This window comes from Parafrankia sp. Ea1.12 (assembly GCF_900465275.1).
Lineage (GTDB): Bacteria > Actinomycetota > Actinomycetes > Frankiales > Frankiaceae > Parafrankia > Parafrankia soli.
In genome coordinates, this window is sequence record NZ_UBIZ01000214.1 from 1 (window position 1) to 24644 (window position 24644).

Genomic DNA, 24644 nt, shown 5'->3' on the forward strand with positions numbered 1-24644 from the left:
CCGCCTGTCCAAAGACTACGAATACCTGACCGCCACGTCCGAAAACGTTATCTACCTGGCGATGAGCATGATCCTGATACACCGCCTCACCGGCGCGCCACACTGACTCTTTTCAGACACCCTCTACCGGCTTTTAACCGGTTAGTTCAGGGTTCGAGTCCCTGACGGCCCACTCTTGGAGGGCATTTCCTGCGCATTTTTTAAACATTCCCGAAGAAACTTCGCCTCCTCTTTCGAGGACCCCGGATAGCCAGCTTGATCCGGCGGCTCTGTTGCGTCCGGAAGTTGGCCATTCTGCTGGTCGGGAACCAGTTTGAACGCGATGGCGACCAGGGTTGCCGCCCCGCCTGTTGACACTCGCCGGCGCTTCCGTCCCACTTGTTACCAGTGGTTGCGGTGCAGCACCTGGCCCAGGGGAACTCGGGGAGCCGGTCGGAATTCGGTACCGACGGTGTAGGCGAGTGGAATGAACGCGGCCAGCATCACCCGGTTGAACGGGACGCCCAGCAGCGTGGCCATCTCGCGTTCGAGGGGCGCCTGTGCGGTCGTCCACACCGTTCCCAACCCCCGCGCACGGGCGGCGAGCATGAAACTCCACACGGCTGGCAGGATCGAGCCCCAGGTCATCGACTGCGCGAGGACGGAAGCGTCGTCGGTTCGTCCTTCGACGCAGGGGACCACGAGCGCGGGCACGCGGTGGATGTTGTCGTACAGGTGCTGGAAGCCGCTGCGCATCTTGGACAGCGACGACGGGTAGGCGTTCATCCGCTCGGCGTCGCGCTGCGTCAGCGGGCTGGCGTGCGGGTCGGCTGCGGTGACCGCCTTCCGGAAGACGTCCGCGAGCGCGTAGCGTCGCTCCCGGTCGGTGACCACGACGAAATGCCATCGCTGCCGGTTACGACCGGTTGGCGCCTGCACGGCGAGCTCGACGCATTCCTGGATGAGCTCCCACGGCACCGGCCGGGACAGGTCCAACCGGTGGCGTACCGCCCGGGTGGTGGACAACAACTCATCGGGCGACAGGTCCAGCAGCATGCGCGTGCCTCTCATGGCCTCATGTGGATCGGGGAACTCACAGGTTGCCGGGCAGCGGCGCCAGGGCGGTAGCGTCCGGTTTCATCAGGTGAAAGCGACGCGGTGACGGCCGGACGCGGCGCGGTGATCATAGATTTCACGCGGTCACCCGACGGCTAGGACGGCGCGGCATCCGGAAGGCGGCGGTATGTCGGCGGTAGGCAGGGCGTTGTCCGTCCTGGACGTGTTTGCCGACGGGTCGGCCAGCCTGCGGCTGACCACAATCGCGGCGCGCAGCAGTCTGCCGTTGCCCACGGCGTTGCGGCTGGTGCGGGAGCTCGTGGCGTGGGGAGGGTTGGAACGTCAGGCGGACGGGTCGTACCGGCTGGGGACCCGGCTGTGGGTGCTGGGCGGTCAGGTTCCGTGCCAGCGTCGGCTCACCGACGCCGCACAGCCCTACCTGCGTGGACTGCGGACGGCGACGGGCCGCGCCGTGGCGCTCACCTCCCTCGACGGCAATCGGCTGCTCGTCGTCGACGAGCTGGGCGCAGCCGTGTCGAGGGGGTCACATCTGCCCCTGCACGCGACGGCCGCGGGCAAGCTCTTTCTGGCCCACGGTCCTGACGCCCTACGACAGCAGGTCCTGAGCGACCTGGTGCGGGTCACGCCATACACCGTCACCGCGCCGGGGCTACTCCACCGCCAGTTCGCTGACATTCGCGGTGGCTCGCTTGCGATCGCCAAGGAAGAAAGGCGTCTGGGGGAGGTTGAGATCGCCGCACCGGTGGGTCCGACAAGCGACGGCGGTCCAGCGGCGGCGCTCTCGGTGACCGCGCCATCCGTCCCGGCCGCGCGGCGAGCCATGCCGTTGCTCGCCGCGACCGCCGCCGCGCTCACCGCCCACCTCACCCCATCCATCTCCGGCTAGACCCGTACTCCCGCCTTCCCGCCGGGAGCCAGTTGAGCAGTTATTGCCAGGACTGACGGGTGCGGAGCCCCACTGTCGGCTACTGAACGTGACCGCAGTTCGTGTCCGGTGAAGGAGGTCGAGGACGGGTTGGACGTCGCGCTCAGCGGACGAGGTAGGGCCAGCATTCCATGGAGGCGGCCAACCACCGCGCGCCGTGGGAGAATCGCGCTGATGGGTGGGACCGGCGTTCGGGACGGGCGGGAGCGGTGAGGATCGAACCGGCGGACGACGCCATGTTCCGCGAACGCGACGCCTGGCGTTACGACCCGCCCTACGACTTCTACGACAGCGACGGCCTACCCGTGAAGAACCCCGAGCTCTTCTTCGCCGTGCGCGACGACGACGGCGCCCTCATCGGCTTCTACTTCTTCGAGCCGTGCGGCGACGCGCTGTTCTATGGGTTCGGCCTGCGACCGGATCTCACCGGGCGTGGGCTCGGCGAGCAGTTCGTGCTGGCTGGCCTGGAGTTCGCCCGCCCCATCTACGGCCGGCGCCGCGTGGCGCTCGATGTCGCGGCCTTCAACGAACGCGCCATCCGCCTGTACCGGCGCATCGGCTTCACCGAGACCGGCCGGCATACCGAGACTTTCGACGGTTACGGGGCCGTGGAGTTCATCGACATGGAAAAGCCCGGCTGAACGCCCTCGGCGCCGGGCCGGGTCGATGCGGAGGCCCTGTTCGCCGAGGGCGGCCCGCGGCTCGTAGACACCGAGGGCATGTTACTGAACATCACCGACGGTGGCGACTGCTCGGATGAACCTGACCGCTGCTCATGGGCTGCTCACATACGCGGTCGGTTGCTCATCTGTATCTGACGCCTACACCCGGACAGTACCGCCCGTGCCGACAAGTCGTTCGACCGGCTATCCGGGGAGCCGGACGACTATCTCGACGCGCCGGTTGAAACGCTGACCTTCGGGGTCGGGTGAACCGTCCGGGTTGGCCTCTTCTGTTAGTGGCTGGGTGCTGCCGAGTCCGACCGCAGTGACCGCCGTGGCAGATACAGCGTGGTCGAGCAGGTACTGCTGAACGACCCGGGCGCGGTTTTCCGACAGGGTCTGGTTGCCTCTGACGGCGCCGGTCGCATCCGTGTGGCCGCGGACCTGGATCTCGCCGGCCGAGAACTGCGAGTTGATCAGGCGGATGGTGGCGTCGAGCGTGTCCGTGCTGCCGATGACGTCGCTGCCGGTCGCGAACAGGTTGTCGCTGTTGAAGACCAGAATGAACAGTGCGGTGCCGTCGGCGTGCCTCGCGGAAAGGTTTTCCCCGGAGATTCCGGTGAGGTCGATGTTGTCAGGCCCCGGCAGTCGGTAGAGCGAGCCCTCGATCAGCCGGGTTCCCTCTTCCGGCTCGTGGGCGTAGCCGCCGATGTCGCACGGGATGCGGATCACGAGTCCGGCGCCGAAATCCTGGGTGCCGCAGGTCGGGTCGGGCTCGCCGTCGTCATTGATGTCGTCCAAGCCGGGTTCGGCCCCGGGTGGCAACGACGTCGCGGACGATTGGTCCGGGGAGGTGTCAGCTGACGGGTCGGTAGCGTCGTCCGTAGGCGTGCGCGTCACCGCCGGGGGCGAGTCCGCAGCCGTGCCCGACTCGGAATCAGAGCTGCCGCATCCAGCAGCGATCGCACCAGCCATGAGCACGAGCAGTAACCGAGCCGCATTCTTGTGTCGCATCGATCCCCCATTTTGCTTTCGGCGTTGCCGCATGTTAGCGGTGTTGACCTGCGGAAACGGCACAACTGCCTGCTAGCCGACAGGCAGGAAGGCAGCCGGGGGCGGCGTGGCCGGAGTCAGAACGAATCGGCGATGTCTTCGGGCCGGCCGTTGCAACCCATCGGGGTGTTGCCGGCGACCGATGGTCGGCGAGGCAGCTCATCGAGACGCGGGATGATCTGGGCGTATTGTGCCTGAGCCAGTTCCTCGGCCCGGTCGGCTGCATCACGGGTCGCCTCCCAGCCGACCCACTTGTCGGTGTCTTTGGGGATGGTGAACTTGGCGTACCGCTGCCTGGCTCCGCCCTGCTTCGCCGCCCGGAACCCCGGGTCGGCCAGCAGCGTGTCCACCCGCTCGGCGGAGAGGCGTGCCCGCTCCTCGTCGCTGAGTCGCTCGGTGTCCTCGTCGGCGTCACGCTGCGCGGGAAACCGCGCCGAGGGGCGGCCCGTCAGTTCCTGCCATTCGAGGTACCAGGGCGCGGACTGCTCCCAGAAGCGGATCAGACCGTTCGCGGCGAACGCGACGCTGACCCGGCCGGTCTCGCCCTTGTTTTTGATCAGATGCGTAGGCGGGTCCGCTACCTCGTCCTCATCGTTGTCGGGGTCGAAGGCAACGGCCTTGAGGTACAGCACTGCGCCACCGAGCATCGCGGCGAGAGCGAGGAAGCCGGGCAGGTCCAAGGCGCCCGGCGAGATGTTCACCTCCGGGCCGAGGTCGCGTTCAGGCACCGCGGGCACCAGGGTCATGGTGTTGCGCGCCGCGAATTCAGTCACGGACGCGGCCAGTGTGGCGAGGTTGTTCACGGTGCGACCGTAATGACTGGGTGTGACAGTTCACTCACGCGCCCTGCGGGTGGCGGATGGTCGCTACTGACAACGTCTGGCTGGGCCCACCTCGGGCGTAGGGTCGGATGCCGATATCGGTTTCGTCGCTGTCGGAGGTGGGTCAGGGGTGCGGGAGTTTCAGCGGGGTGCGGTGCGGCTGCACATCCTGCACCACGCGGCCGAGGGGGAGATCCACGGCGCATGGATGACCGAGGAGCTGGCCCGCCACGGCTACCAGATCAGCCCCGGCACGCTGTATCCGACGCTGCATCGGCTGGAAGCGGACGGGCTGCTGACCTCTGACCAGCGTGTCGTGGATGGCCGGGCCCGGCGGGTCTACCGGGCGACCGAGGTCGGGAGGCGGGCTCTCGCGGAGGACCGCAAGGCTCTGGCGGAGCTGGCCCGCGAAGTCCTCGGCGACGACACCCTGTAGGAACCGCGTTGGGAGTCTGCGGGGCGTGCGGCTAAGCCGTGGCGGTGGGGTGCAGGTGGGCGTCGAGGGAGTAGGCGCCGGCGCCGACGATGAGCAGGAAGAGGCTGCCGCACAGCTGGGCGAGGTCGGTGCGGGATTCGTGGACGAAGTCCCACCAGCCGGATGCGCCGTCGAAGAGCGGGGCGTCGCCCCACAGGATGGGCAGCTTGGTGATGAGTAGCGCACCGAGCATGTTCACGATCATCGGCAGGGTGGCGAGTCGGGTGAGCAGCCCGGCCAGGATCAGCGCACCGCAGGCGATCTCGAAGCCCCCGTCCAGGGGTGCGAAGAAGCCGGGGGCGGGGATGGCGGCCTTGTCGAACCGGCCGGCGCCGAGCTCGTCGGGGTAGAGGAACTTCTGAATGCCCTCGAAGAGGAAGACCGCGCCGACGTAGAAGCGGATGAGGATCACCGCGGCGGGCGCGGTGGTCGAGGTCAGCCGGGCCTGCCAGGTGCCGAGTTGTGTCATACGAGGTGCCCCTCTGCCATCGCAACGTATCGGATACCGATACCGTCCCGTGAGCCAGCGGGGCACCGGTGGTTGTGCGCCCGGCCCGCAGCCGTGTCGTGCAAGGGTTACGGGGCCACCATGCGGCGTATCCCGTAGGCGGCGGCGCCCACGGCCAACACCGCGACCCCGGCGATCACAGAGGCCGGAGGCAGGGCGAAAGCCAGCGTGAGGCAGCCCGCCAGCCCGAGGACAGGGATCAGGCGGTGCGGGCGGCCCTCGCCGGGGGTCAGGGTCCAGGCGGAGACGTTGGCGATGGCGTAGTAGGCCAGCACACCGAAGGAGGAGAACCCGATCGCCCCACGCACGTCCGCCGTCGCCGCGAGGACCGCCACCACGGCGCTGACGGCGAGCTCGGCCCGGTGCGGCACCCCGAACCTGGGGTGGACCGCCGCCAGGGCGTGGGGCAGATGCCGGTCCCGGGCCATCGCCAGGGTCGTGCGCGAGACGCCGAGGATGAGCGCCAGCAGCGAGCCGAGCGCGGCCACCGCCGCGCCGACGCGCACCACCGGCGCGAGCCAGCCCGCGCCCGCGGCCTGGACGGCGTCCGACAGCGGTGCGGTGGCATCGGCCAGCTGCGACGGCCCCAGCACCGCGAGAACGGCGATGGCGACGAGCACGTAGACGACCAGGGTGATGGCGAGCGCGAGCGGGATGGCCCGGGGAATGGTCCGACCCGGGTCGCGGACCTCCTCACCGAGAGTGGCGATGCGCGCGTATCCGGCGAAGGCGAAGAACAACAGACCCGCCGCCTGCAGCACCCCGCCGAAGGAGGCGTCCCCGCCGATACTCAGCCGCGCGGCATCCGCCTCACCGCAGGTGAGGACGGCGAGGACCACGCCGGCGAGAACCACCAGGACCACGGCCACGATCGCCCGGGTGAGCCAGGCGGATTTCTGCACCCCGGCGTAGTTCACGGCGGTCAGCGCGACCACGGCGGCCACCGCGACCGCGTGCGCCTGACCGGGCCACACGTACGACCCGACCGTCAGGGCCATCGCGGCGCAGGAAGCGGTCTTACCGACCACGAACCCCCACCCCGCGAGATAGCCCCAGAAGACACCAAGCCGCTCACGCCCGTAGACATAGGTCCCGCCCGAGGCCGGATACCGAGCGGCCAGCCGGGCGGAGGACGTCGCGTTGCAGTACGCGACCACGGCGGCCAGAGTCAGCCCGAGCAGCAGCCCGGAGCCAGCCGCGTGCGCCGCCGGAGCGAGCGCAACGAAGATCCCCGCACCGATCATCGACCCCAGACCGATCACCACGGCGTCGGGCACCCCGAGGCGACGCCGCAACTCGTCCGGGACGCCAGCGGCGGTCGATGCCGTGCTCACGGCTCACTCCTCGGCATGGGTGCACTCCTTACGGAATCCGATATCGGAAGACGATACGTGACCGAGTGTGCCGCCCGACCGCATCCCAGGCCAGAGGCGCACAGATGACGATTCTCATAAATGATCAGTTGCGAGAGTGCTGCGAGACCCCCGGGTTGTGTCCGTTTTGCCCCGATGGTCGCTCGCAGAAAACCTCTCGCAACTCCAGTGTTCTGCGAGGCACTTCTGAGGGCGCTGACGCCCCTGTGATGTCTGCCTTCGCGTAGCCGCCGATCAGTCATGATCAGAGGATGCGCCGACGTCGTGCCCGTCCATCGGCTCCGGTGTCGGAGTTCGCCGGGTTCCGGTTCCCGCCGGAGGTGATCGTTCTGGCGGTGCGGTGCTACCTGCGGTACGCCCTGTCATACCGGGATGTCGAGGAACTGCTCGCTGAACGCGGCCTCGAGGTCGATCACGTCACCGTCTATCGGTGGGTGCAGCGCCGCCCTGCTGCGGCCGCCGGACGAGAGACGATGATCGTGGCATGGTTATCCGGTCTGGCCGTCCCGGCGACGTAGACGAACTGCTGGCGTTCTGGCGGCATGCCGCCGATGGCACGAGCGTGAGCGACGACCCGATCGGGGTCGGCCGGCTGCTGGCGCATGACCCCGAGGCCGTGCTCGTCGCCGAACTGGACGAAGTCATGGTCGGCACGGTGGTGGCCGGATGGGACGGGTGGCGCGGCCATATCTATCGGCTCGCGGTCGCCCCCGACCACTGCCGGACCGGTGTGGCGCGTGCGCTGCTGGCGGCAGCCCACGAGCGTTTCGTCGCTCTCGGAGCCGTCCTGGCCGACGCGATGGTGGAAGACGACAACCTCGATGCCCACGCGACCTACGAGAAAACCGGCTACCGGAAACAGGAAGGCCGAACCCGGTGGCTCCGGGACCTCCACACCAGCACTGACCGCAGGGACTGAGCCCAGAAGATCGACAAGGCCGGGACGAATAACGTAGTTCGCGCGACTGTCGCGTGCAGCGCTTCACGCCGCTGCTCGTGGACACCGCCCGGCCTGCCGGCACCGTCCCGGGAGCAGATGGTTCGTGGACGAGACCTATGCGAAGGTCGCCGGCCGGTGGACCTACCTGTACCGTGCCGTCGACCAGCACGGTCAGGTCATCGACGTCCTTGCCGGCACTCGCCGCGACCAGGCTGCCGCTCGCCGGTTCTTCGTCCGGGCGCTGGCGCATGGCCGCCGGCCGGTCGTGGTCACCACCGACAAGGCACCTGTCTATCTGAGGCTTCTCGCCGAGCTGCTCCCCGAGGCCTGTCATGTCGACGCCGCGCGGGAGAACAACCGGATCGAGGCCGATCATGGATGGCTCAAAGTCCGGCTGCGGCCGATGCGCGGGCCGAAACGGCTCCGCTCGGTCCAGACGATCAGTGGCCGCCACGCCCTGATCCAGAATATCCGCCGCGGCCATTACGAACTTGCCATCGACATCGACCCACAGCTTCGGCTTGCTGCCACGTTCGCCGAGGTCGCCCGCGCCGTCTGACCGTGGGCGGCCGGGCCTCTGGCGTGCGTCGGATCCTCCGAATGCGTCAGCGCAGCCATACCTCATCTGCTCGCAGGACTACAGTCCCGTCGAAGATCCGCCAGGAATCAGTCGGCGCCCGTTCAAGGTCGTGGGGCGGCCCCCGACCCGACGGGCACACGTTGAGCACGTGGAAATTTCCACAATCATGTCGTGCATGGTTGGATTTTCCAACCATGCAGGTCGGGATGGAATTGATCAGTACCAAAAACTATCGTGGCCGTTATTCGAGTTGGTTAAAAGCCGGTTGCTCGGTTCTGCGCGCTGCACGGGCGCGTGCGTGGTTGCGGGGATGTAGTGCGGCGCTCCGTTACGCGATTAGCGCTGCGGCGAAATCCATCAGACAGGGAACCTGCCCCGGGTGTCCGGATCTGCTGGATATCGGCCGGCCTGCGCCGAACCCGGCCTGGGCCGAGTGTGACGGGTTAGAAGGCGGCGGGGTGGACGGTGCGCATGACGTCGTCGAGGATGGTGGCCAGCGGGGTGCGGCCGTCGGTGGCCATCCAGGCGCGGTTTGCCGCCTCCATGCAGGCCAGCGCGGCGCCGATGACCGCGGCTGTGCGAGCGCCGGTGGCGGGGCCGGCCCCCGGGTGGCTGTCACCTGGGTGGCTGTCGACTACGGCGCCAGCTCCCGCGGGACTGTCATCCGCGGGTCCGGTTCCCGGGTAGCTGAGGCGTGCGGCGATCTGGGGCGCGAGCCGGTCGTGCCATCGGCATTGTCTTTCCAGGTTGCGGGCCTGCAACCCGGGACTGCCGTCGAGCATCTGCCGCATTGAGAGGGCGCCCTGCGGGTCGCTGGTCTGGTGGGCGATCAGGGTGTCGAAGGCCCGGCGCAGCGCGGTCCAGGCGTCCTCGTTCGCGGGGCGCTGGTCCAGGGCCTCGGCCAGGGACGCGCCGAGGGCGTCGAGGTGCCCCAGGACGACGTCTTCCTTCGACCCGAAGTAGCGGAAGAAGCTGCGGCGCGACATTCCGGCGGCGGCCACGATCTCGTCGATCGTCGTGGCCTCGTAGCCGTTGCGAACGAAGAGGTCCATCGCGACGGACATCAGCTCGGTCCGCACGGCGCGCCGGGTGCGCTCGCGGAGGTCGAGCCCTGCTGACACCTCACCCGCCACAGTCGTACTATACGCCGCGCCACACCTGCCCCAGGATATCGACGGTGGCATTGAGTGTCGTTTCCGGCGTAGTGTGCCGGGTGACTGAGGGGCAGGTGCCGCGGATGACCGGTTCAGCGGAGAGCATCGGCTGGGTGATGTGGTCCGGCACGGTGGGCCTGCAGCGCCCCCTTGCGGAGCGGGTGGAGGCCGCGGTCGCCGGCGGGTTCGGCCGCATCTCGATCAGCCCGCTGGACGTGGCGCTGGCCCAGGAGGCCGGCACCGCGCCCGCCGAGCTGGGGCGGCGGCTGCGCGACCAGGGCCTCGGCATCGTGCTCGACGGGTTCATGAACTGGTATGGCGGCGAGCCGATGACGGCTTCGCGCTCCATCGCCTTCACCGCGGACGAGGTGCTGGACATGTGCGCGGCCCTGCGGCCCGCGGCGCTGACGGCGTTCGCCCGCCCGACCGGTGACCTCCCGGTCGAGGAGATCGCCACCGCGTTCGGGCAGCTGTGTGACCGCGCGGCGGAGTTCGACACCCTGATCCAGCTCGAGTTCATGGCCATGATGGCGATCAGGGACCTGCCGGCCGCGATGGCCGTCGTCGCGGCGGCGGATCGGGCCAACGGCGGCCTGGTGTTCGACACGTGGCACTTCTTCCGGGGGAACCCCGACTTCGCGGCGCTCGAGGCGCTCCCGGGCGACCGGGTCTTCGCGGTGCAGGTGTCTGACGGGCCCGCCGAGGCACCGGACGACATCGCCCGGGACACCTTCAACCGGCGGCTTCCCGGCGACGGCGGTTTCGACCTTGTCCGGCTGTTCCGCGTGCTGGACGGTATCGGCGCGCTCGGCTGGGTCGGGCCCGAGGTTCTCTCCCCGGCCACCGAGGGGATGCCCGCCGCGGAGGCCGCCGGCCTCGGCGCCGCCCGGGTGCGCGAACTGATCGACCAGGTCCGGGCGTCATGATCGCGGCGAGGTTGCACGGCCCCGGTGACCTGCGCGTCGAGGAGGTCGACGAGCCCGAGGCGGCGGCGGGCGAGGTGAAGATCGCTGTGGCCCACAACGGGCTGTGCGGCACCGACCTCACGGAGATCTTCTCCGGGCCGCGGGCCTGTACGACGGTGCCGCATCCGCTCACCGGCGGCGTGCTGCCCCAGATCGTGGGCCACGAGTTCGCCGGGGTGGTCGCGGCCGTCGGGGCGGGCGTCACCGACGTCGCCGTCGGCGAGCGGGTCAGCGTGGAGCCGCTCTACTCCTGCGGTGACTGCGACCGCTGCCAGGCCAGTCTCCCCGAACTGTGCCGGCAGGTCATGACGCACGGGATCTGCTCGAACGGCGGCGGGCTGGCCCAGTTCACGACCGTCCCGCGGGCGATGGTGCACCGCCTTCCCGCGTCGATGTCGCTGGCCGAGGGCGCGCTGGTGGAGCCGATGGCGGTCGCGTTCAACGGCGTGCTGCGCTCCGGTGCCGAGGCGGGCGGATCCGCCCTCGTGTTCGGTGCCGGGCCGATCGGGATGGGCGTGGTGTTCGGGCTGCGCGCCCTCGGGGTGACGGACATCCTGCTCGTCGAGCCGGCGCCGGCGCGGCGTGCCGCGGCGGAGCGGCTCGGTGTCGCCGACGTCCTCGACCCGAACACGACCGGCGTCGCCGACGAGGTCCGGCGCCGCACCGGCGGTCGCGGCGTCGACGTGGTGCTGGACGCCGCCGGGGCGCCCGGGACGTTCGGGCTGGCCCCGGCCGTGCTGCGGGCCCGGGGGCGCTACGTCGGGATCGCGGTCGCCGAGCGGCCGGTCGAGTTCGCGCCATGGGTGCTGGCCCGGGGGGAGATCGAGCTGACCGGGTCGCTGGGCTACGGCCCCGGGGTGTTCACCCGGGTGATCGATCTGATCGCGGGCGGCGCGTACCCGACGGCGGGGTGGGTCGACCACGTCGGCCTGTCCGACCTGCACGACGCTCTACAAGATCTTCGCGACGGCCGGCGGATGAAGGTCCTCGTCGACCTGCCTGCCGGCTGACCGGCGGGCCGGGCTTCGCTCGCCATCTTGGGAACGCCTGCCATCTCGGGAGAGCCGGCCACCGCGGAACGGCGCGACGGCGGGTACCCGCACCGGACACGGAAGGGCACAGCATGGAGACCGGGCTGGACGGCCGCACGGCGGTGGTCACGGGCGGGAACGCCAACATCGGACGGGGTATCGCCCTCGCCTTCGCGGCCGAGCGGGCGAACGTCGTCATCGTCGGCCGGGATGAGGAGCAGGGCCGTCGGGTGTGCGAGCAGCTGCTGGCCGCCGGGGCGGGGAACGTGCTGTGGCAGGCCGCCGACGTCACCGACCGCGCACAGGTGGTCGCCATGGTGGCTGCCGTGCGGGAGCGGCTGGGTGGCGTCGACGTGCTGGTGAACAACGTCGGCGGCAATGTCGACCTCGACGCGTTCGCAGACTCGGACCCGGCGACGTGGGAGCGGGACATCTCGCTCAACATCATGAGCACCCTGAACTGCACCCATGCGGTGCTTCCCGGGATGATCGAGCGGGGGAGCGGGCGGATCATCAACATCGGCTCGACGTCGGGGATCGTCGGCGACCCGCTGCTCGCCGTCTACTCGGCGATGAAGGGCGCGGTGCACAGCTTCACCAAGGTGCTGGCCAAGGAGGTCGGCCGGCAGGGCATCACCGTCAACGCGATCGCGCCCTACGGGACCCTCCCCGAGGACATGAGCCGGGACGTCAGCTCGGGCAGCCGCTGGCATCCGGACGGGGTGTTCGCCCGGCTGGCCGCCACCCGGGGCCCGGAGCTGCACTCCATCGGCCGGCGCACGGTGCTGGAGCGTCAGACCGCCCTGCCCGCCGAGATCGGTGCCGCCGCCGTCTACCTGGCCTCGGACGCCGCCGCGTTCGTCACCGGGCAGGTGTTGTCGGTGGACGGCGGCACCCAGATCGCCTGACACAAGTAATCGCTCACTCTGTTAAAGTCCAGCTCGTGGCGGCGGGTGCCGGGGCGGAACGGCGAAGCCCGGTCGACCGGTTGATCGGCAAATTGGTGGGCAAACCGTGCCAGGCGCCGGCACGGCGCGGCGAGATCGGGGATTATCGCGTCGATCGGTGAGTGCCGCGCCGACGGCGGAGTCGGAACGGGCCCGCGCCGACGACGGGGAGTGCCCACTCCCCACGGCGGCCGTGGCCCGCGTCTGGGCAGCCAGGCGGGCAGACCCAGCGGGCAGATCCAGCAGAGGGAGCGACATGGCGATCCAGTCGGTCAATCCGGCGACGGGCGCAGTGGTCAGGACGTTCGACGCGCTCAACGGTGACGAGATCGAACAGCGGCTGGCCCTGGCCAGCGCGACGGCCGACGTCTACCGCCGGACGACCTTCGCCGAGCGGGCCGCGCTGCTGCGGCGGGCCGCCGACATTCTCGACGCGGAACGGCACGAGATCGCCGTGACGATGACGACCGAGATGGGCAAGACGCTGCGCTCGGCCGAGGCCGAGGCGGCGAAGTGCGCGAAGGGCATGCGGTTCTACGCCGAGCACGCGGCGGCGTTCCTCGCCGACGAGACGCTGGCCGACCCGGGCTCGGTCGGCGCGAGCCGGGCGTTCGGCCGGTACCAGCCGCTCGGCGTCGTCCTCGCGGTGATGCCGTGGAACTTCCCGCTCTGGCAGGTCGTCCGGTTCGCGGCGCCGGCGCTGATGGCGGGCAACGTCGGGCTGCTCAAGCACGCTTCGAACGTCCCGCAGTGCGCGCTCTACCTGGAGGACCTGTTCCGCCGGGCCGGGTTCCCCGAAGGCGCCTTCCAGACCCTGCTGATCGGCGCCGGGCAGGTCGAGGCGGTGCTGCGCGACCCCCGCGTCGCCGCGGCGACCGTCACGGGCAGTGAACCGGCCGGCCAGGCCGTCGCGTCCGTGTGCGGGCAGGAGATCAAGAAGACCGTCCTCGAGCTCGGCGGCAGCGACCCGTTCGTCGTCATGCCCTCCGCCGACGTCGCGCGCGCCGCCGAGGTGGCGGTCACCGCCCGCTGCCAGAACAACGGGCAGTCCTGCATCGCCGCGAAGCGCTTCATCGTCCACGAGGACGTCTACGAGCAGTTCGCCGAGCTGTTCGTCGCCGGGATGGCGGCGCTGAGGGTCGGTGACCCGATGGACCCGAGCACCGACATCGGCCCGCTGGCGACCGAGGGCGGCCGGCTCGACATCGAGGAGCTCCTCACGGACGCGGTGAAGGAGGGCGCCAGCATCCTGTGCGGCGGGACGGCGCCGTCCGGGCCGGGATACTTCTTCCCACCGACCGTCGTCGGCGACGTCACCCCGGCGATGCGCCTGCACCTCGAGGAGGCGTTCGGCCCGCTGGCCACCCTCTACCGGGTGCCGGACATCGACGCGGCGATCGAGCTGGCGAACGTGACGTCGTTCGGGCTCGGCTCCAACGCGTGGACGACCGACCCGGCCGAGCAGGAGCGGTTCATCTCCGACCTGGTCGCCGGCGCGGTCTTCCTCAACGGCATGGTCAGCTCCCATCCGGAGCTGCCGTTCGGTGGCGTCCGCCGCTCCGGCTACGGCCGTGAGCTGAGCGCGGTCGGCATCAGGGAGTTCTGCAACCTCAAGACCGTCTGGGCCGGCTGAGCGAGCGGAGCAGCGCCAGCGCGGGCACCGGTAGCCGGTGCCCGCGCCACCGGCTCAACCCAGGCCCTTCACATTCTGCTTCAGTTCGAGTCCTGCTTCAGCGCGGTGTCGATGGTCAGCGCCGAGGCCACCACGAGGCTCAGCATCGGCTGCGGCAGCGGCCGGTGCAGCTGCACCACGTAGTTGTCGGCCGTGGTGAACATCGTCCGGGCCAGGCCCTCCCAGGTCTTGGTCACCCGGGCGACCTCGGTGTCGTTCTGGTCGACGATCGAGAAGTTCCACGCCCGCCAGTTCTCGGCCTTGATCATTCCGACGTTCGTGCCGCCGGCCTCCAGCCCGAACCGGATCTTGCCGAACACGTTCTGCTGGATGATGCTGCCGACCTCCCGGCCGTCGGGCAGCGTCACGACCACCTTCGACTTGAACAGCTTCGCCGGCCTGGTCAGCACCAGCTGCGGCACACCGGCGGCGTCACGCACCTCAAGCCGGTGGGTGAGGAACTGGTCGACCGACGACACGAAGCGCACGGCCTTCTTCAACGCGTTCTGGCCGACCTCGACGACCGAGCCGATCTGGTTCCCGTTCTGGTCGAAGACGGCGTACTCGTTCGTCAACTCGATCAGCTTCGTCTTCTGGTTGACGACCAGCACCGGCTCGCTGAACAGCGAACCGCCGCCCTGCGCCGGCACGTGCACCCCGGCCTGCTCGCGGACCTGCCGCTGGACCCGGTCAGGGGTGTGGCGGGTCTGCACGGGCGGCGGCTGGTAGCCCTGCGGGCCGCCCCAGCCGCCCGGCCCCGGCCCGCTCTGAGGCGGGACCTGCTGGCCGGGCTGGCCGTACTGCTGTTGGCCGTACTGCGGCTGGCCGTGATGCGCCGGGCCATGGTGCGCCGGGGCGGGCTGCGAGGGCGGTGCCGGCTGGGTGTGGTCGGTCCACGTGTTGCCGTCCCACCATCGAGCGCCGGGCTGTCCTGACGGGTCGTCGTACCAGCCTGGCGACACGCTCTGTGACATGTACCCACTTTGCCACTCGTCGGTCCTCCGGGTGCGGCCGGGAGAGGGCCCGGGCCGTCCCGGGACGTCGGTTGGGCGATAGCCGGTGACGGCGGTGGCATCCGGCCGTCCGGCCGGCCACGCGGCGATGACGGCCCGGCGTGATGCCCGGGTTGGTTACCGTGGCGGGGTGCGCGATCTCGTCCGTCCGCTGTGGGAGGAGCCGCGTCCGGCGCGCCCGTCGACACCGGGCCGGCGGGACTGGCCGCTGGCCGCCGCGCTCGCGGTCGCCGCGCTCACCGAGGGGTTGCTGCGGGCGGACCTTCCGTGGCGGACCTGGTCGGTGTTGCTGGCACTCGCCCTCGTCCCGACCCTGCTGTGGCGCCGGGCGAGGCCGCTGGCGGCGGTCACGATCGCCTTCGGTGCCTCGGCTGTGGCCTCGGTGCTCACCGGCGGCGGCGTCCCCCAGCTGAACAGCATGATCTTCATGCTGCTGTTGCCGTACTCGCTGCTGCGGTGGGGATCGGGCCGGGAGGCCGTGACCGGCGCGGCGGTCGTGCTCGCCGCCGCCGCCGTCTGCATGATCTCCGCCGCCACCGGTGCCGCCGACGCCGTCGGCGGCGCGGCCGTGCTGCTCGCCTCGTTCGCGCTGGGCGGGGCGTTCCGGTACCGGGCCGGGGCCCGGCTGCGCGAGCTGGAGCAGGCCAAGCTGCTCGAACGGGAGCGGCTGGCCCGGGATCTCCACGACACCGTCGCCCACCACGTCTCGGCGATCGCGATCCGGGCCCAGGCGGGCATCGCCACCGCGCCGTCGAGCCCAGCCGCCGCCGCCGAGGCACTGCGGGTGATCGAGCTCGAGGCGTCGCGCACCCTGGCCGAGATGCGGGCCATGGTCCGGGTACTGCGCCGTGACGAGCCGGCGGAACTGGCGCCGAACCCGACCGTCGCCGATCTCGAACGGCTCGCCGGCCAGGCCCGCTCCGGCCCGGCGGTGCGGGTGCGGATCGTCGGCGAGGTGGGAAATCTCCCGCCGTCGGTCGGGTCCGCGATCTACCGGCTCGCGCAGGAGTCGATCACCAACGCCCGCCGGCACGCGCGGCACGCGAACCACGTCGAGGTCGTGGTGTCCGCCGATGACGCGTGCGTGCGGCTGTCCGTGCGCGACGACGGCGACACCGCCGCCCTGCACCCGCCGCCGTCGCCGGGCTACGGGCTCACCGGGATGATCGAGCGTGCGCGCCTGCTCGGCGGCACCTGCGAGGCCGGCCCCGCCCCCGACCGGGGCTGGACGGTGACCGCCACCCTGCCCCGGGCCGGGTGGGCGACGTGAACGCTGGCCGCGACGCGGGTGGGAGCGCCGACCCGCACGCCGGTGGGAACCCCGATCCGGACATCCGGGTGGTCGTCGCCGACGACCAGGAGATCGTCCGCACCGGCCTGCGGATGATCCTCGACGCCCAGCCGGGCATCGTGGTCGTCGGCGTGGCGGCGGACGGCCGCCGGGCCGTCGAGCTCGCCCGCCGGCTGCGGCCCGACGTCTGCCTGATCGACATCCGGATGCCCGTGATGGACGGCATCCAGGCCACGCTCGCCCTTGCCGGGCCGGGGGTGGCTGATCCGCTCGCCGTCGTCGTCATCACCACCTTCGACCTCGACGAGTACGTCTACGCCGCGTTGCGGGCCGGGGCCCGCGGCTTCCTGCTCAAGGACGCCGGCCCCGATCTGCTGGCGCAGGCCGTGCACGCCGCCGCCCGCGGCGACGCCCTCATCGCGCCGAACGTCACCGCCCGGCTGCTCGCCACCTTCGCCGGGAGCGGGCCCGCACCGGTGCCGGTGCAGCCGGTCGAGGCGCTGACCGACCGCGAGGAACAGGTGCTCGCCACCGTGGCGGGCGGCCGGACGAACAGCGAGATCGCCGCCGATCTACACATCAGCCTCAGCACGGTCAAAACCCACATCGCCAGCCTCATGGCGAAGCTCGGCGCCCGCAACCGCGTCGAGATCGCCCTCTGGGCCTACCAGACCGGACGGGTCGACGTCCGCCGGTCGGGGGCGGGCGGCGCGGGCGGGTGGTAACGGCATCTGTCCGGCCGGCGTCCGTCGGCCGGAAGTAGGACCCGGAGCTCGCCCGATCGGCCAGGGTGGCTCCGGCCTCCACGCTGATGAGAGCACCACCCCGTCGGCCCCATGATCGTCTCGTGACCGATGAGAACGGGACCGCGCTCAGGTCTCCTTCCGGCCTCGTGGGTTCGCCCGGTGCTGTGGGCTCACCCGGAGCCGCGGGCCTGCCTGGCCGGCGCGCGGTCGCCGGGTCGTCCGCCGCAGTCTCCTCCGTTGTCTCGTCGGGGCGGGCCTCGTGGCTGGTGCCTGCCGGGCTGCTCCTGCTCAGCGCCGTGCCGGTCGCGGCCGGCGCGCTGCGGGTGGGTGAGCTGGCCGGCGGCGCGCGGGCCACGGCGGAGAACGCGCGCTTCGTCGCCCAGTCCGTGCCCGTGGTGGTGCACATCATCGGGGCCAGCCTGTACAGCGTGCTGGGTGCCTTCCAGTTCTCGCCGGGCCTGCGTCGGCGCGCACCTCGCTGGCACCGCGCCACCGGGCGGCTCCTGATCCCCTGCGGGCTCGCCGTGGCGTTCACCGGCGTGTGGATGACGCTCTTCTACGACCTGCCGCCGGCCGACGGCGTGGTTCTCGCCGGCCTGCGGATCATCGTCGGCACGGTGATGGGAAGTGCCGTCATCCTGGGCGTCGTCGCCGTGCGGCGGGGTGACGTCGCCCGGCACCGGGCCTGGATGATCCGGGCCTACGCCCTCGCGCTGGGGGCGGGGACCCAGCTGTTCACCCACCTGCCCTACGAGATCGCCGTCGGGAAACCGGGCGAGGCCAGCCGGGCGGTGCTCATGGCCGCCGGCTGGCTCATCAACGTCGTCGTCGCCGAACGGATCATCCGGGCGCGTCCGCCGGGCGGTCGTCGGACGGCGGCTGGTCCGCCCGGTCGCCGTGGGCGCGGTACTGCTGCGGACTGACGCCGTACCGGCGGCGGAACGCCGTGCTGAGGGCGAACGGGCTGCCGTAGCCGACCTGGCGGGCCACCGCGCCGACCGTGGCCGCCGGCTCCTGGAGCAGGTCGGCGGCCAGGGTGAGACGCCAGCCGGTCAGGAACGCGATGGGCGGCTCGCCGACCAGGCTGGCGAACCGGCGCGCGAACGAGGCGCGGGAGACGCCCGTGGCCGCGGCGAGGGTGGCGATCGTCCAGGGGCGCTCGGGATGGTTGTGCAGCAGCCGCAGCGCGTGGCCGACGACGGGGTCGCCGTTGGCCCGCCACCAGGGCGGCGCGTCGGTGTCGGGGCGGGCGAACCAGGCCCGCAGCGCGGTGACGAGCAGCAGGTCCAGAAGCCGGTCTAGGACGGCGGCCTGGCCCGGGTCGTCCCGGCCGATCTCCTGGGCCAGCATGGGTACCAGCGGGCAGTCCCAGTCGTCCGCGCGGATGACGGCCAGCGCGGGCAGCGCGTCGAGCAGCCGACGGCTGACCTCGCTGTGCTGCTGGTACGTGCCGATGAGCATCGTCGTCGGCGGGGCCGTCGCGCCGTCGCGCTGGTTGCCCCAGGTGCGCACGCCGAGATCCATCTGCGCGGCGAGGCTCGCACCCGACAGCGTGGTGCAGACCTGCCCGGGATGGATCACGATCCGCGGCGGGGTAGCCGGGTCGTCGGCGACGACGTACGGGTCGGGCCCGCGGGCGACGGCCACGTCGCCCGCGCGCAGCCGCACCGCGGGGGTGTCCCGGGGGAGCACCCAAACCTCGCCGTGCACGACCGCGACGACGGTCAGCGGCGCCTGGTCCCTGATGAGCATCGACCAGGGCGGGGACATGACCGAGCGGATCGCGAACGCCCCCCGCGCCCGCGGCCCGTCCAGCATTCCGGCCAGGACGTCCATCAAGATTTCCCGAGGGGGCTGGCGTCTTCAGTCGTGAGGGGAATCGGGTACGGACCGTGACCGTTGGTGTGCGTCGCCGGTATGTCCGGATCATGGTTCGGCGGGGGGTGGTGGGTGCGGGTGGTGTCTACGGCCGTGGGTATCGCAGGGTGTGGTGCTCGAAGTTCCGCTGCCCTGTGCTCGCTGGTCCTGTCGGTGACCGTTGTGGCGAGCTGGTCCGGGAGAAGTGCGCCGGGTATGAGTGGATGGTCGTTGCGTGGGAGGTCACGCCGGACCCTGTGGATCTGTTCGTGAAGGTTCACCTGAGGCACTTCCCGTCGTGTGTCGCCGACCAGCTCGCGGGGTTGACGTCCCGGGTGCTGCGTGAGGGGTTCGGGTATCTGCGGTTCTGGTTGCCGGCGCTGTGTGGTCGCGGTTGTACGTCGCCGCCACCGTCGGCGCGGTTTCGCCCGAGACTGTCCGCCGGTACGTTGACACCCGGTACGAGTGGCCGTGGCGTGTGGAGCGGGCCCGGTGAGGCGGGCGTTCAAGTTCCTGCTCCGCCCGACGGCGCGGTAGGCCGCCGCGCTGACGGCGATGCTCGATGATCATCGGGCGCTCTACAACGCCGCGTTGCAGGAACGACGCGACGCCTACCGGCATCCGTCGAAGGTGACGGTTCGCTACGGCGACCAGTCCGCCCAGCTCAGGGAGATCCGCGCCTGCGACCCGGATCAGGGCCGCTGGTCGTTCTCCTCCCAGCAGTCCACCCTGCGTCGCCTCGACAGGGCGTTCGCCGGCTTCTTCCGCCGCGTCAAAGCAGGCGAGACCCCTGGCTACCCGCGGTTCAGAGGCGCGGGCCGGTTCGACACGGTCGAGTGGCCGAGGGACGGGGACGGTTGCCGGTGGAACTCCCAGCCTGAGCATCCCACCCGGACCCGGACCCGGACCCGGGTCCGGCTTCAGGGTGTGGGTCACGTCAAGGTGCACCAGCATCGGCCGGTGGCGGGCACGGTCAGGACGGTCTCGGTGAAGCGGGAAGGCCGCCGCTGGTATGTGGTCCTCTCCTGCGACGACGTGCCCGCGCGGCCGCTGCCGGCCACCGGGGTGGTGGTGGGGGTGGATATGGGGGTGTGGAAGCGCTGCGGATCGTGAACATGACCCGCCGGGCCCCACCGAGACCCGATCCGGACCGGCCCGGGGTGTTCCTGGCGAACGGGCAGGCGGCGAAGCCCGGGTTGAACAGGAGTGTTCTCGACGCGGGGTGGGGGGTGTTCCTCGCTGTGCTGCGTGCCAAGACTGAAAGTGCCGGACGGGTGGTCGTCGAGGTCAACCCTGCCAACACCTCCCGCACGTGTGTGGTCTGCGGGCACTGCCACGCCGACAACCGCAGGACACAGGCCGCGTTCACCTGCGTCGCCTGCGCGCATGCCGCGCACGCCGACGTGAACGCGGCGATCAACATTCTTCGGGTCGGGCTGGCCCGTCAGGGCGCGGAAGCGGCCTGAGAAGCCGACGGCTCCAACCGTCGGAGGAGTCACGGGCCGGAATGATAGTGATCAGATGGTCGCGGGTGGCCGGGTCGGACGATCCGGGCGGTCGTGCGCGGGATCCGGGCCGTGGACGGGCCGTGGACGGGTCGCGGTGGACGTCCGCGTATGGATCCGAGATTCTGGGCGATGGGCCGTCTCGGCCGGGCGGGCTTGACTGATCACATGACGACACACCTGACGACCCACCCGGCGACCCACCCGGCGACACCCGTGACGACGACCGTGATCAGCGGGGCGTGCCCGGCGCGCGGCGCGGCGGACCGTGGCCGGGTGACCCGATGACGGAGCGGGTGCTGGCCCCGCTCACTGTCGTCTCGGCGGTCGGCTCGGGCATCGTGGGCGGCGTCTTCTTCGCCTTCTCCGTGTTCGTGATGCGGGCGCTCGACGGGTTGCCGCCCGCCCAGGGCCTGCAGGCGATGCAGGGCATCAACAGGTGGGCGCCCACCGGCTGGTTCATGACGGCCCTGCTGGGCACGGCGCTGACCTGCGCCGTCCTCGGCGTCTCGGCGGCGCTGGACCTCGACCGGCCGGGCGCCGCACTGCGCCTCGTCGGCAGCGTGCTGTACCTCGTCGCGATCGTGGTGACGATCTTTTACCACGTTCCGCGCAACGACGCGCTGGCCGGGGTGTCGCCGGACGGCGTCGACGCGGCGCGGCGGTGGGCGGAGTACCTGCCCGGCTGGACCGTCTGGAACCACGTCCGGACGATCACCTCGATCGCGGCGGCGGCGACGCTCACCGTCGCCGCCCGCGTCGTCGAGCAGGCGAGGTGAGACCGGCCCACCGGGCCGGCCGCTGCCAAGGACGAGAGCCGGCCCGCGGCCCGGCGTACCGCCCGCGGGCGCGGCGGGTGGGTCAGGTCCTCCGGTTCCCGTGCTCCTCGGTGATGCCGGTGATCGGTGCGTCGCTGGCGATGCGCGCCCGGCGGATCAACGCGATGCGGGTCCGTGGCGGGGGGTCCGCCGGGATGACCGGGAGGGACTGGCCGCGCCGCTCAGCCTCGTACTCGAGCCGTGCCCTCGCCTTGGCGAGGGTGTCCTCGCTCGGCTGGAGAACCTGCTTCGTGTCGAGTGTCGCCGGGTGCTGGGGGAGCGAGCGCTCGACGCGGAACAGGACGCGGTCGCCGCCGTCCGCTCCGGCGTCGCCGACGAAGGTACGGAAACCCGCGAAGGTGAGCGACGCCCTGCCCCGCAGCCGCCAGGGGGTGCCCGTGGGCACCGCCAGCCGGAAGCCCTCGGCTGTCAGCTCGAAGGAGGTCGCCCGCATCGGAAGCGGAAAGCCGTCCTCGTCGAGCACCGACAGATGCGCCGGAGTGCCGCCCTCCACGGCCTCCCTGGCCACGTCCTGCCAGGGACGGACCGGCCAGGCCGACCGCTTCATCCTGCGGGCGGGCGAGGGGTCGGATGTCGGGTAGACCGTGTCGGGCGCCGCGGACCACACCTGCGGTGGGTCGTCGAGGGCCGCGTGGCTGTCCCACCAGTACACCCGTTCGGGCTTGTTCTCGATGATGATCCGAGACCAGTAGGTGACGGCCTTGCGCGCCTCCTCCCACGTGATGCCGTGGCTGATCCCCTCGTAGCCGGTCTCGGCGAGATAGCGGATGGCGTTGGCCTGGATGTCGCTGTCGCGCACCGCACCGTGGGCGCGAATGACCACGACCGGTTCCTCGGGGCGGCCCTCGATCAGGAGCCCGACCTTCGAGGTGCGCCGCACCCGCTCGGCCTTGGCCGGATTGGGCAGGCCCGTTGCCAGGTCGATCGTCGACATGTCGTCGGCCGGAAAATAGTAGGTGGGCGTGTCGATCGGAATGCCGGCCGCGGACACCGTCGAGAACTCGGCCACCACCCCCGACTCTATGAGGCTGAAGACCCGGGCCGGAAGATCATGAAGGTCACTCATCTGGCTAACCGCTTCCTGTCGGGTCCGGACCGGACCTGATGGTCAAAGCCGCCGGGAGGTCCCTGCCGTTCCTCGGGGGCGCTCACCCGCGGACGACCGGAACCCAGTCGTAGGTCTCCCCGTCGGGACCCATCGGCGAATCGTGTTCCTCCACGATGCAGATCGGGTTGGCGTGCGTGGCGAACAGCTTCTTCTCGTCCTCCAGCGTGTGTGGCAGCCGCTCGGGGTCCCTGATGAGACGCTGCGAGTTCTCGAAGTCCTCGCGGCTGTTCCACCAGATCTCCATGATGCAGTCGTAACCGCTGTCGTGGATTTCTCCGGTCACCGGGTTCTCGACGGGAGTCAGGTAACGTCGCACGTACCGGACCGCGTTCGGTATGGCCGGCTTCCCGATCTTCTTCGCCAGCTGTGTGTGCTGATTCTCGTAGTAGTCCAGGAACTCTTCCGTTGTCATGTCCGGGCGCTTCTTGAAGAAGCAGACCTGCTTGAACACGCGGCACGGCCCCTCTCAAAAATTCGGCCGGGCCCAGCTCGGCTGTGCCTACGGCCGACAGTCGGTTGAGCTTCTGCGTTCCCCAGTTTCCGGCCAGCAACATAGCAAATCGGCGGGTGACGCGGTAGGCATTCGCGCGGGCGCCCGCGAGCTCGGGCGGATGCCTCACGGTCGTGCGCCCCGGAATCACCGCGGGCCGGCGGGACGTGTCACCTCGCACAGGCGGCTCCGGTGGCCGGTCGTGCCGGGGCGCCGGCCCCGCTCTCCGCGGCCCGACGGCCCGGCCGACGTGGCTCGTCCATGACCATCGGTGACCGGCCCTACCGGGCGGCGGCCACCGTGCCGGGCATCGCTCCGGCGTGATTCCGCGCGGAGCCGCGTGGGTGACCGGGCCACCGGTCCGGCGTTGCGTCCAAGGTTCACCGCAATTTCGAATGAATGACACAGATCTTTTTGGCGGGCCGGTGGCCGTCCCCGAAGGTTCACCGTTGATTCGTGTATCTGCTCCTGTTTCCGGTGCGGGCTGTTGCCATTCTCCGGTGAGTTTCGCCGTTCACTGAGTCTGCGGTCCGGCAGGCCACGGTGAAACTGGTCAGGAGTACCCCTGTGGCCTCCCGCCTCCTGAAAGTGGCCGCCGTGGCCGTGGCCGCGATTGTCGCGTGTGTGCTGTTCGCGGCCGCGCCTGCCGGGGCAACGCCCCCGAACATTCCCTCGGCGAGTACGGCCCTGACCAGGCTGAATTCGCTGACGGTAGCGGCGGAATCGCATGCGTCGACCTATGACCGCGACCTTTTCCCGCACTGGATCACCGTGAGTGGCGCCTGTAACACCCGGGAACAGGTCCTCAAGCGCGACGGTACCGGTGTGGTCGTGAACAGCAGCTGCGCCGCGACCTCCGGATCGTGGTACAGCCCGTACGACGGTGCCACGTGGACGGCCGCGGCCGACGTGGACATCGACCACATGGTCCCGCTGGCGGAGGCCTGGGCCTCCGGCGCCTGGGCGTGGACCACCACGCAGCGCCAGACCTACGCGAACGACCTCGGCGGGCCCGAGCTGTGGGCCGTCACGGACAACGTCAACCAGTCCAAGGGCGACAAGGACCCCGCGGAATGGCAGCCGTCGCTGTCGTCCTTCCGCTGCACCTACGCGCGGGCCTGGGTTCAGGTGAAGTACTACTACAACCTGACCGTGGACAGCACTGAGAAGTCGGCCCTGAACACCATGCTGGGTACCTGCTGACGGCTCTGACGGGACATCGCCGCCACGACCGGGCCGCCCGCGGCCGGTAGCAGGAGGCGATCCGGCGGATGCGTCCGGCCGGGGAAGCCGGGCTGGGAAAGCCCGGCTGGAAAGGCCTGGCCGGTGACACGACGGTGGGTGGGTCCGCAGGTTGCACCGCGGGCCCACCCACCGGTGGTTCAGCTCAGCTCACCGGGTGGCCCGGCTCGCCGGGTGGATCAGAAGCCCATGCCCCCCATGCCGCCCATGGCGGCCGCGTCGGCACCGCCGCCGGCGCCCGCGGGCTCCGGCTTGTCCGCGACGACGACCTCGATGGTGAGGAAGAGGCCGGTGATGGACGCGGCGTTCTGCAGCGCCGAGCGGGTGACCTTCACCGGGTCGATGATCCCGGCGGCGATCATGTCGACGTACTCGCCGGTGGCGGCGTTCA

At 70.7% G+C, this 24644-nt stretch carries 24 protein-coding genes and 5 pseudogenes; 18 read left to right on the forward strand and 11 right to left on the reverse strand.

Annotated features, from left to right (window positions below; all coding sequences use genetic code 11):
* Window positions 1-106, forward strand: a pseudogene (locus tag FMEAI12_RS37050) (IS5/IS1182 family transposase); the annotation flags it as partial.
* Window positions 107-381: 275 nt separating this feature from the next.
* Here FMEAI12_RS37050 and FMEAI12_RS08115 read toward each other — a convergent pair.
* On the reverse strand, window positions 382-1035 hold the full coding sequence (locus tag FMEAI12_RS08115) for a nitroreductase family protein (protein ID WP_112105547.1): 654 nt from the start codon (window positions 1033-1035) through the stop codon (window positions 382-384).
* 187 nt (window positions 1036-1222) lie between these two features.
* On the opposite strand from FMEAI12_RS08115, the gene FMEAI12_RS08120 reads away from it, so the two are divergent.
* Together FMEAI12_RS08120 and FMEAI12_RS08125 are read left to right on the forward strand one after the other, a co-directional pair.
* Entirely contained in the window at window positions 1223-1942 is a 720-nt protein-coding gene (locus tag FMEAI12_RS08120; protein WP_071060104.1) for an IclR family transcriptional regulator, read from the forward strand.
* 170 nt (window positions 1943-2112) lie between these two features.
* A complete protein-coding gene (locus tag FMEAI12_RS08125) occupies window positions 2113-2622 on the forward strand; it encodes a GNAT family N-acetyltransferase (RefSeq protein WP_235013811.1) in 510 nt (169 codons plus the stop codon).
* Window positions 2623-2847: 225 nt separating this feature from the next.
* Here FMEAI12_RS08125 and FMEAI12_RS08130 read toward each other — a convergent pair whose 3' ends face one another.
* Window positions 2848-3720 carry an OmpA family protein gene (locus tag FMEAI12_RS08130; RefSeq protein ID WP_235013812.1) on the reverse strand — a complete coding sequence of 291 codons (873 nt, stop codon included), beginning with the start codon at window positions 3718-3720 and terminating at the stop codon, window positions 2848-2850.
* A gap of 53 nt (window positions 3721-3773) precedes the next feature.
* Complete coding sequence (locus FMEAI12_RS08135) at window positions 3774-4499, reverse strand: hypothetical protein (protein ID WP_112105549.1); 726 nt, start codon at window positions 4497-4499, stop codon at window positions 3774-3776.
* Window positions 4500-4647: 148 nt separating this feature from the next.
* On the opposite strand from FMEAI12_RS08135, the gene FMEAI12_RS08140 reads away from it, so the two are divergent.
* Window positions 4648-4953 (forward strand): PadR family transcriptional regulator, encoded by a 306-nt coding sequence (locus FMEAI12_RS08140; protein ID WP_112105550.1) that lies wholly within the window; start codon window positions 4648-4650, stop codon window positions 4951-4953.
* Window positions 4954-4984: 31 nt separating this feature from the next.
* Here FMEAI12_RS08140 and FMEAI12_RS08145 read toward each other — a convergent pair whose 3' ends face one another.
* Together FMEAI12_RS08145 and FMEAI12_RS08150 are read right to left on the reverse strand one after the other, a co-directional pair.
* On the reverse strand, window positions 4985-5461 hold the full coding sequence (locus FMEAI12_RS08145; protein ID WP_071060992.1) for a DoxX family protein: 477 nt from the start codon (window positions 5459-5461) through the stop codon (window positions 4985-4987).
* A gap of 107 nt (window positions 5462-5568) precedes the next feature.
* Window positions 5569-6834, reverse strand: coding sequence for an APC family permease (locus tag FMEAI12_RS08150; protein ID WP_112105551.1), 1266 nt, complete (start codon window positions 6832-6834; stop codon window positions 5569-5571).
* Between the two features lie 323 nt (window positions 6835-7157).
* Here FMEAI12_RS08150 and FMEAI12_RS08155 point away from each other — a divergent pair.
* The 3 genes and pseudogenes from FMEAI12_RS08155 to FMEAI12_RS08165 form a co-directional block, all read left to right on the forward strand.
* Window positions 7158-7316, forward strand: a pseudogene (locus FMEAI12_RS08155) (IS6 family transposase); the annotation flags it as partial.
* A 119-nt stretch (window positions 7317-7435) separates the two neighbouring features.
* Window positions 7436-7792 carry a GNAT family N-acetyltransferase gene (locus FMEAI12_RS08160; RefSeq protein WP_235013813.1) on the forward strand — a complete coding sequence of 119 codons (357 nt, stop codon included), beginning with the start codon at window positions 7436-7438 and terminating at the stop codon, window positions 7790-7792.
* 53 nt (window positions 7793-7845) lie between these two features.
* Window positions 7846-8372: pseudogene (locus FMEAI12_RS08165) on the forward strand (IS6 family transposase); the annotation flags it as partial.
* Between the two features lie 464 nt (window positions 8373-8836).
* Here FMEAI12_RS08165 and FMEAI12_RS08170 read toward each other — a convergent pair.
* Window positions 8837-9514: a TetR/AcrR family transcriptional regulator gene (locus tag FMEAI12_RS08170; protein ID WP_235013814.1), complete on the reverse strand. Its 678-nt coding sequence runs from the start codon at window positions 9512-9514 to the stop codon at window positions 8837-8839.
* A 116-nt stretch (window positions 9515-9630) separates the two neighbouring features.
* Between FMEAI12_RS08170 and FMEAI12_RS08175 the strand changes: the two genes are divergently transcribed.
* The 4 genes from FMEAI12_RS08175 to FMEAI12_RS08190 all read left to right on the forward strand — a co-directional run bounded on the left by FMEAI12_RS08175 (window position 9631) and on the right by FMEAI12_RS08190 (window position 14123).
* Window positions 9631-10473 carry a sugar phosphate isomerase/epimerase gene (locus tag FMEAI12_RS08175; protein ID WP_112105562.1) on the forward strand — a complete coding sequence of 281 codons (843 nt, stop codon included), beginning with the start codon at window positions 9631-9633 and terminating at the stop codon, window positions 10471-10473.
* Entirely contained in the window at window positions 10470-11522 is a 1053-nt protein-coding gene (locus FMEAI12_RS08180; protein ID WP_112105554.1) for an alcohol dehydrogenase catalytic domain-containing protein, read from the forward strand. Before FMEAI12_RS08175 ends, FMEAI12_RS08180 begins: the two co-directional genes overlap by 4 nt.
* A 113-nt stretch (window positions 11523-11635) precedes the next feature.
* Complete coding sequence (locus FMEAI12_RS08185; RefSeq protein WP_112105555.1) at window positions 11636-12451, forward strand: SDR family NAD(P)-dependent oxidoreductase; 816 nt, start codon at window positions 11636-11638, stop codon at window positions 12449-12451.
* A 295-nt stretch (window positions 12452-12746) separates the two neighbouring features.
* Window positions 12747-14123: an NADP-dependent succinic semialdehyde dehydrogenase gene (locus tag FMEAI12_RS08190; RefSeq protein ID WP_112105556.1), complete on the forward strand. Its 1377-nt coding sequence runs from the start codon at window positions 12747-12749 to the stop codon at window positions 14121-14123.
* A gap of 80 nt (window positions 14124-14203) precedes the next feature.
* On the opposite strand, the gene FMEAI12_RS08195 is transcribed toward FMEAI12_RS08190, so the two are convergent.
* Window positions 14204-15136, reverse strand: a complete 933-nt coding sequence (locus FMEAI12_RS08195) for a phospholipid scramblase-related protein (protein ID WP_112105557.1) — start codon at window positions 15134-15136, stop codon at window positions 14204-14206.
* A gap of 127 nt (window positions 15137-15263) precedes the next feature.
* On the opposite strand from FMEAI12_RS08195, the gene FMEAI12_RS08200 reads away from it, so the two are divergent.
* The 3 genes from FMEAI12_RS08200 (at window position 15264) to FMEAI12_RS08210 (ending at window position 18135) form a co-directional block, all read left to right on the forward strand.
* Window positions 15264-16445: a sensor histidine kinase gene (locus FMEAI12_RS08200; protein WP_112105563.1), complete on the forward strand. Its 1182-nt coding sequence runs from the start codon at window positions 15264-15266 to the stop codon at window positions 16443-16445.
* 68 nt (window positions 16446-16513) lie between these two features.
* A complete protein-coding gene (locus FMEAI12_RS08205) occupies window positions 16514-17191 on the forward strand; it encodes a response regulator transcription factor (protein WP_071065228.1) in 678 nt (225 codons plus the stop codon).
* Between the two features lie 185 nt (window positions 17192-17376).
* Window positions 17377-18135 carry a DUF2306 domain-containing protein gene (locus FMEAI12_RS08210; protein WP_112105558.1) on the forward strand — a complete coding sequence of 253 codons (759 nt, stop codon included), beginning with the start codon at window positions 17377-17379 and terminating at the stop codon, window positions 18133-18135.
* On the opposite strand, the gene FMEAI12_RS08215 is transcribed toward FMEAI12_RS08210, so the two are convergent.
* A complete protein-coding gene (locus tag FMEAI12_RS08215) occupies window positions 18053-19048 on the reverse strand; it encodes an AraC family transcriptional regulator (protein WP_112105559.1) in 996 nt (331 codons plus the stop codon). The genes FMEAI12_RS08210 and FMEAI12_RS08215 overlap by 83 nt on opposite strands.
* Window positions 19049-19140: 92 nt before the next feature.
* Here FMEAI12_RS08215 and tnpA point away from each other — a divergent pair.
* From tnpA to FMEAI12_RS08230, 3 genes and pseudogenes are all read left to right on the forward strand, one after another.
* A pseudogene (tnpA, locus tag FMEAI12_RS08220) lies at window positions 19141-19565 on the forward strand (IS200/IS605 family transposase).
* Window positions 19566-19615: 50 nt separating this feature from the next.
* Window positions 19616-20535: pseudogene (locus FMEAI12_RS39805) on the forward strand (RNA-guided endonuclease InsQ/TnpB family protein).
* Between the two features lie 323 nt (window positions 20536-20858).
* Complete coding sequence (locus FMEAI12_RS08230; protein WP_112105564.1) at window positions 20859-21353, forward strand: DUF1772 domain-containing protein; 495 nt, start codon at window positions 20859-20861, stop codon at window positions 21351-21353.
* A gap of 82 nt (window positions 21354-21435) precedes the next feature.
* On the opposite strand, the gene FMEAI12_RS08235 is transcribed toward FMEAI12_RS08230, so the two are convergent.
* Window positions 21436-22479, reverse strand: coding sequence for a pyridoxamine 5'-phosphate oxidase family protein (locus tag FMEAI12_RS08235; RefSeq protein WP_112105560.1), 1044 nt, complete (start codon window positions 22477-22479; stop codon window positions 21436-21438).
* Between the two features lie 82 nt (window positions 22480-22561).
* A complete protein-coding gene (locus tag FMEAI12_RS08240; RefSeq protein WP_071065222.1) occupies window positions 22562-22972 on the reverse strand; it encodes an EthD domain-containing protein in 411 nt (136 codons plus the stop codon).
* Window positions 22973-23578: 606 nt separating this feature from the next.
* On the opposite strand from FMEAI12_RS08240, the gene FMEAI12_RS08245 reads away from it, so the two are divergent.
* Window positions 23579-24214: an HNH endonuclease family protein gene (locus FMEAI12_RS08245; RefSeq protein WP_071065223.1), complete on the forward strand. Its 636-nt coding sequence runs from the start codon at window positions 23579-23581 to the stop codon at window positions 24212-24214.
* A 218-nt stretch (window positions 24215-24432) separates the two neighbouring features.
* Here the strand turns inward: FMEAI12_RS08245 and FMEAI12_RS08250 are convergent.
* Window positions 24433-24644, reverse strand: a 212-nt coding sequence (locus FMEAI12_RS08250) for a TCP-1/cpn60 chaperonin family protein (protein ID WP_304598619.1), incomplete at its 5' end; no start/stop codon positions are given.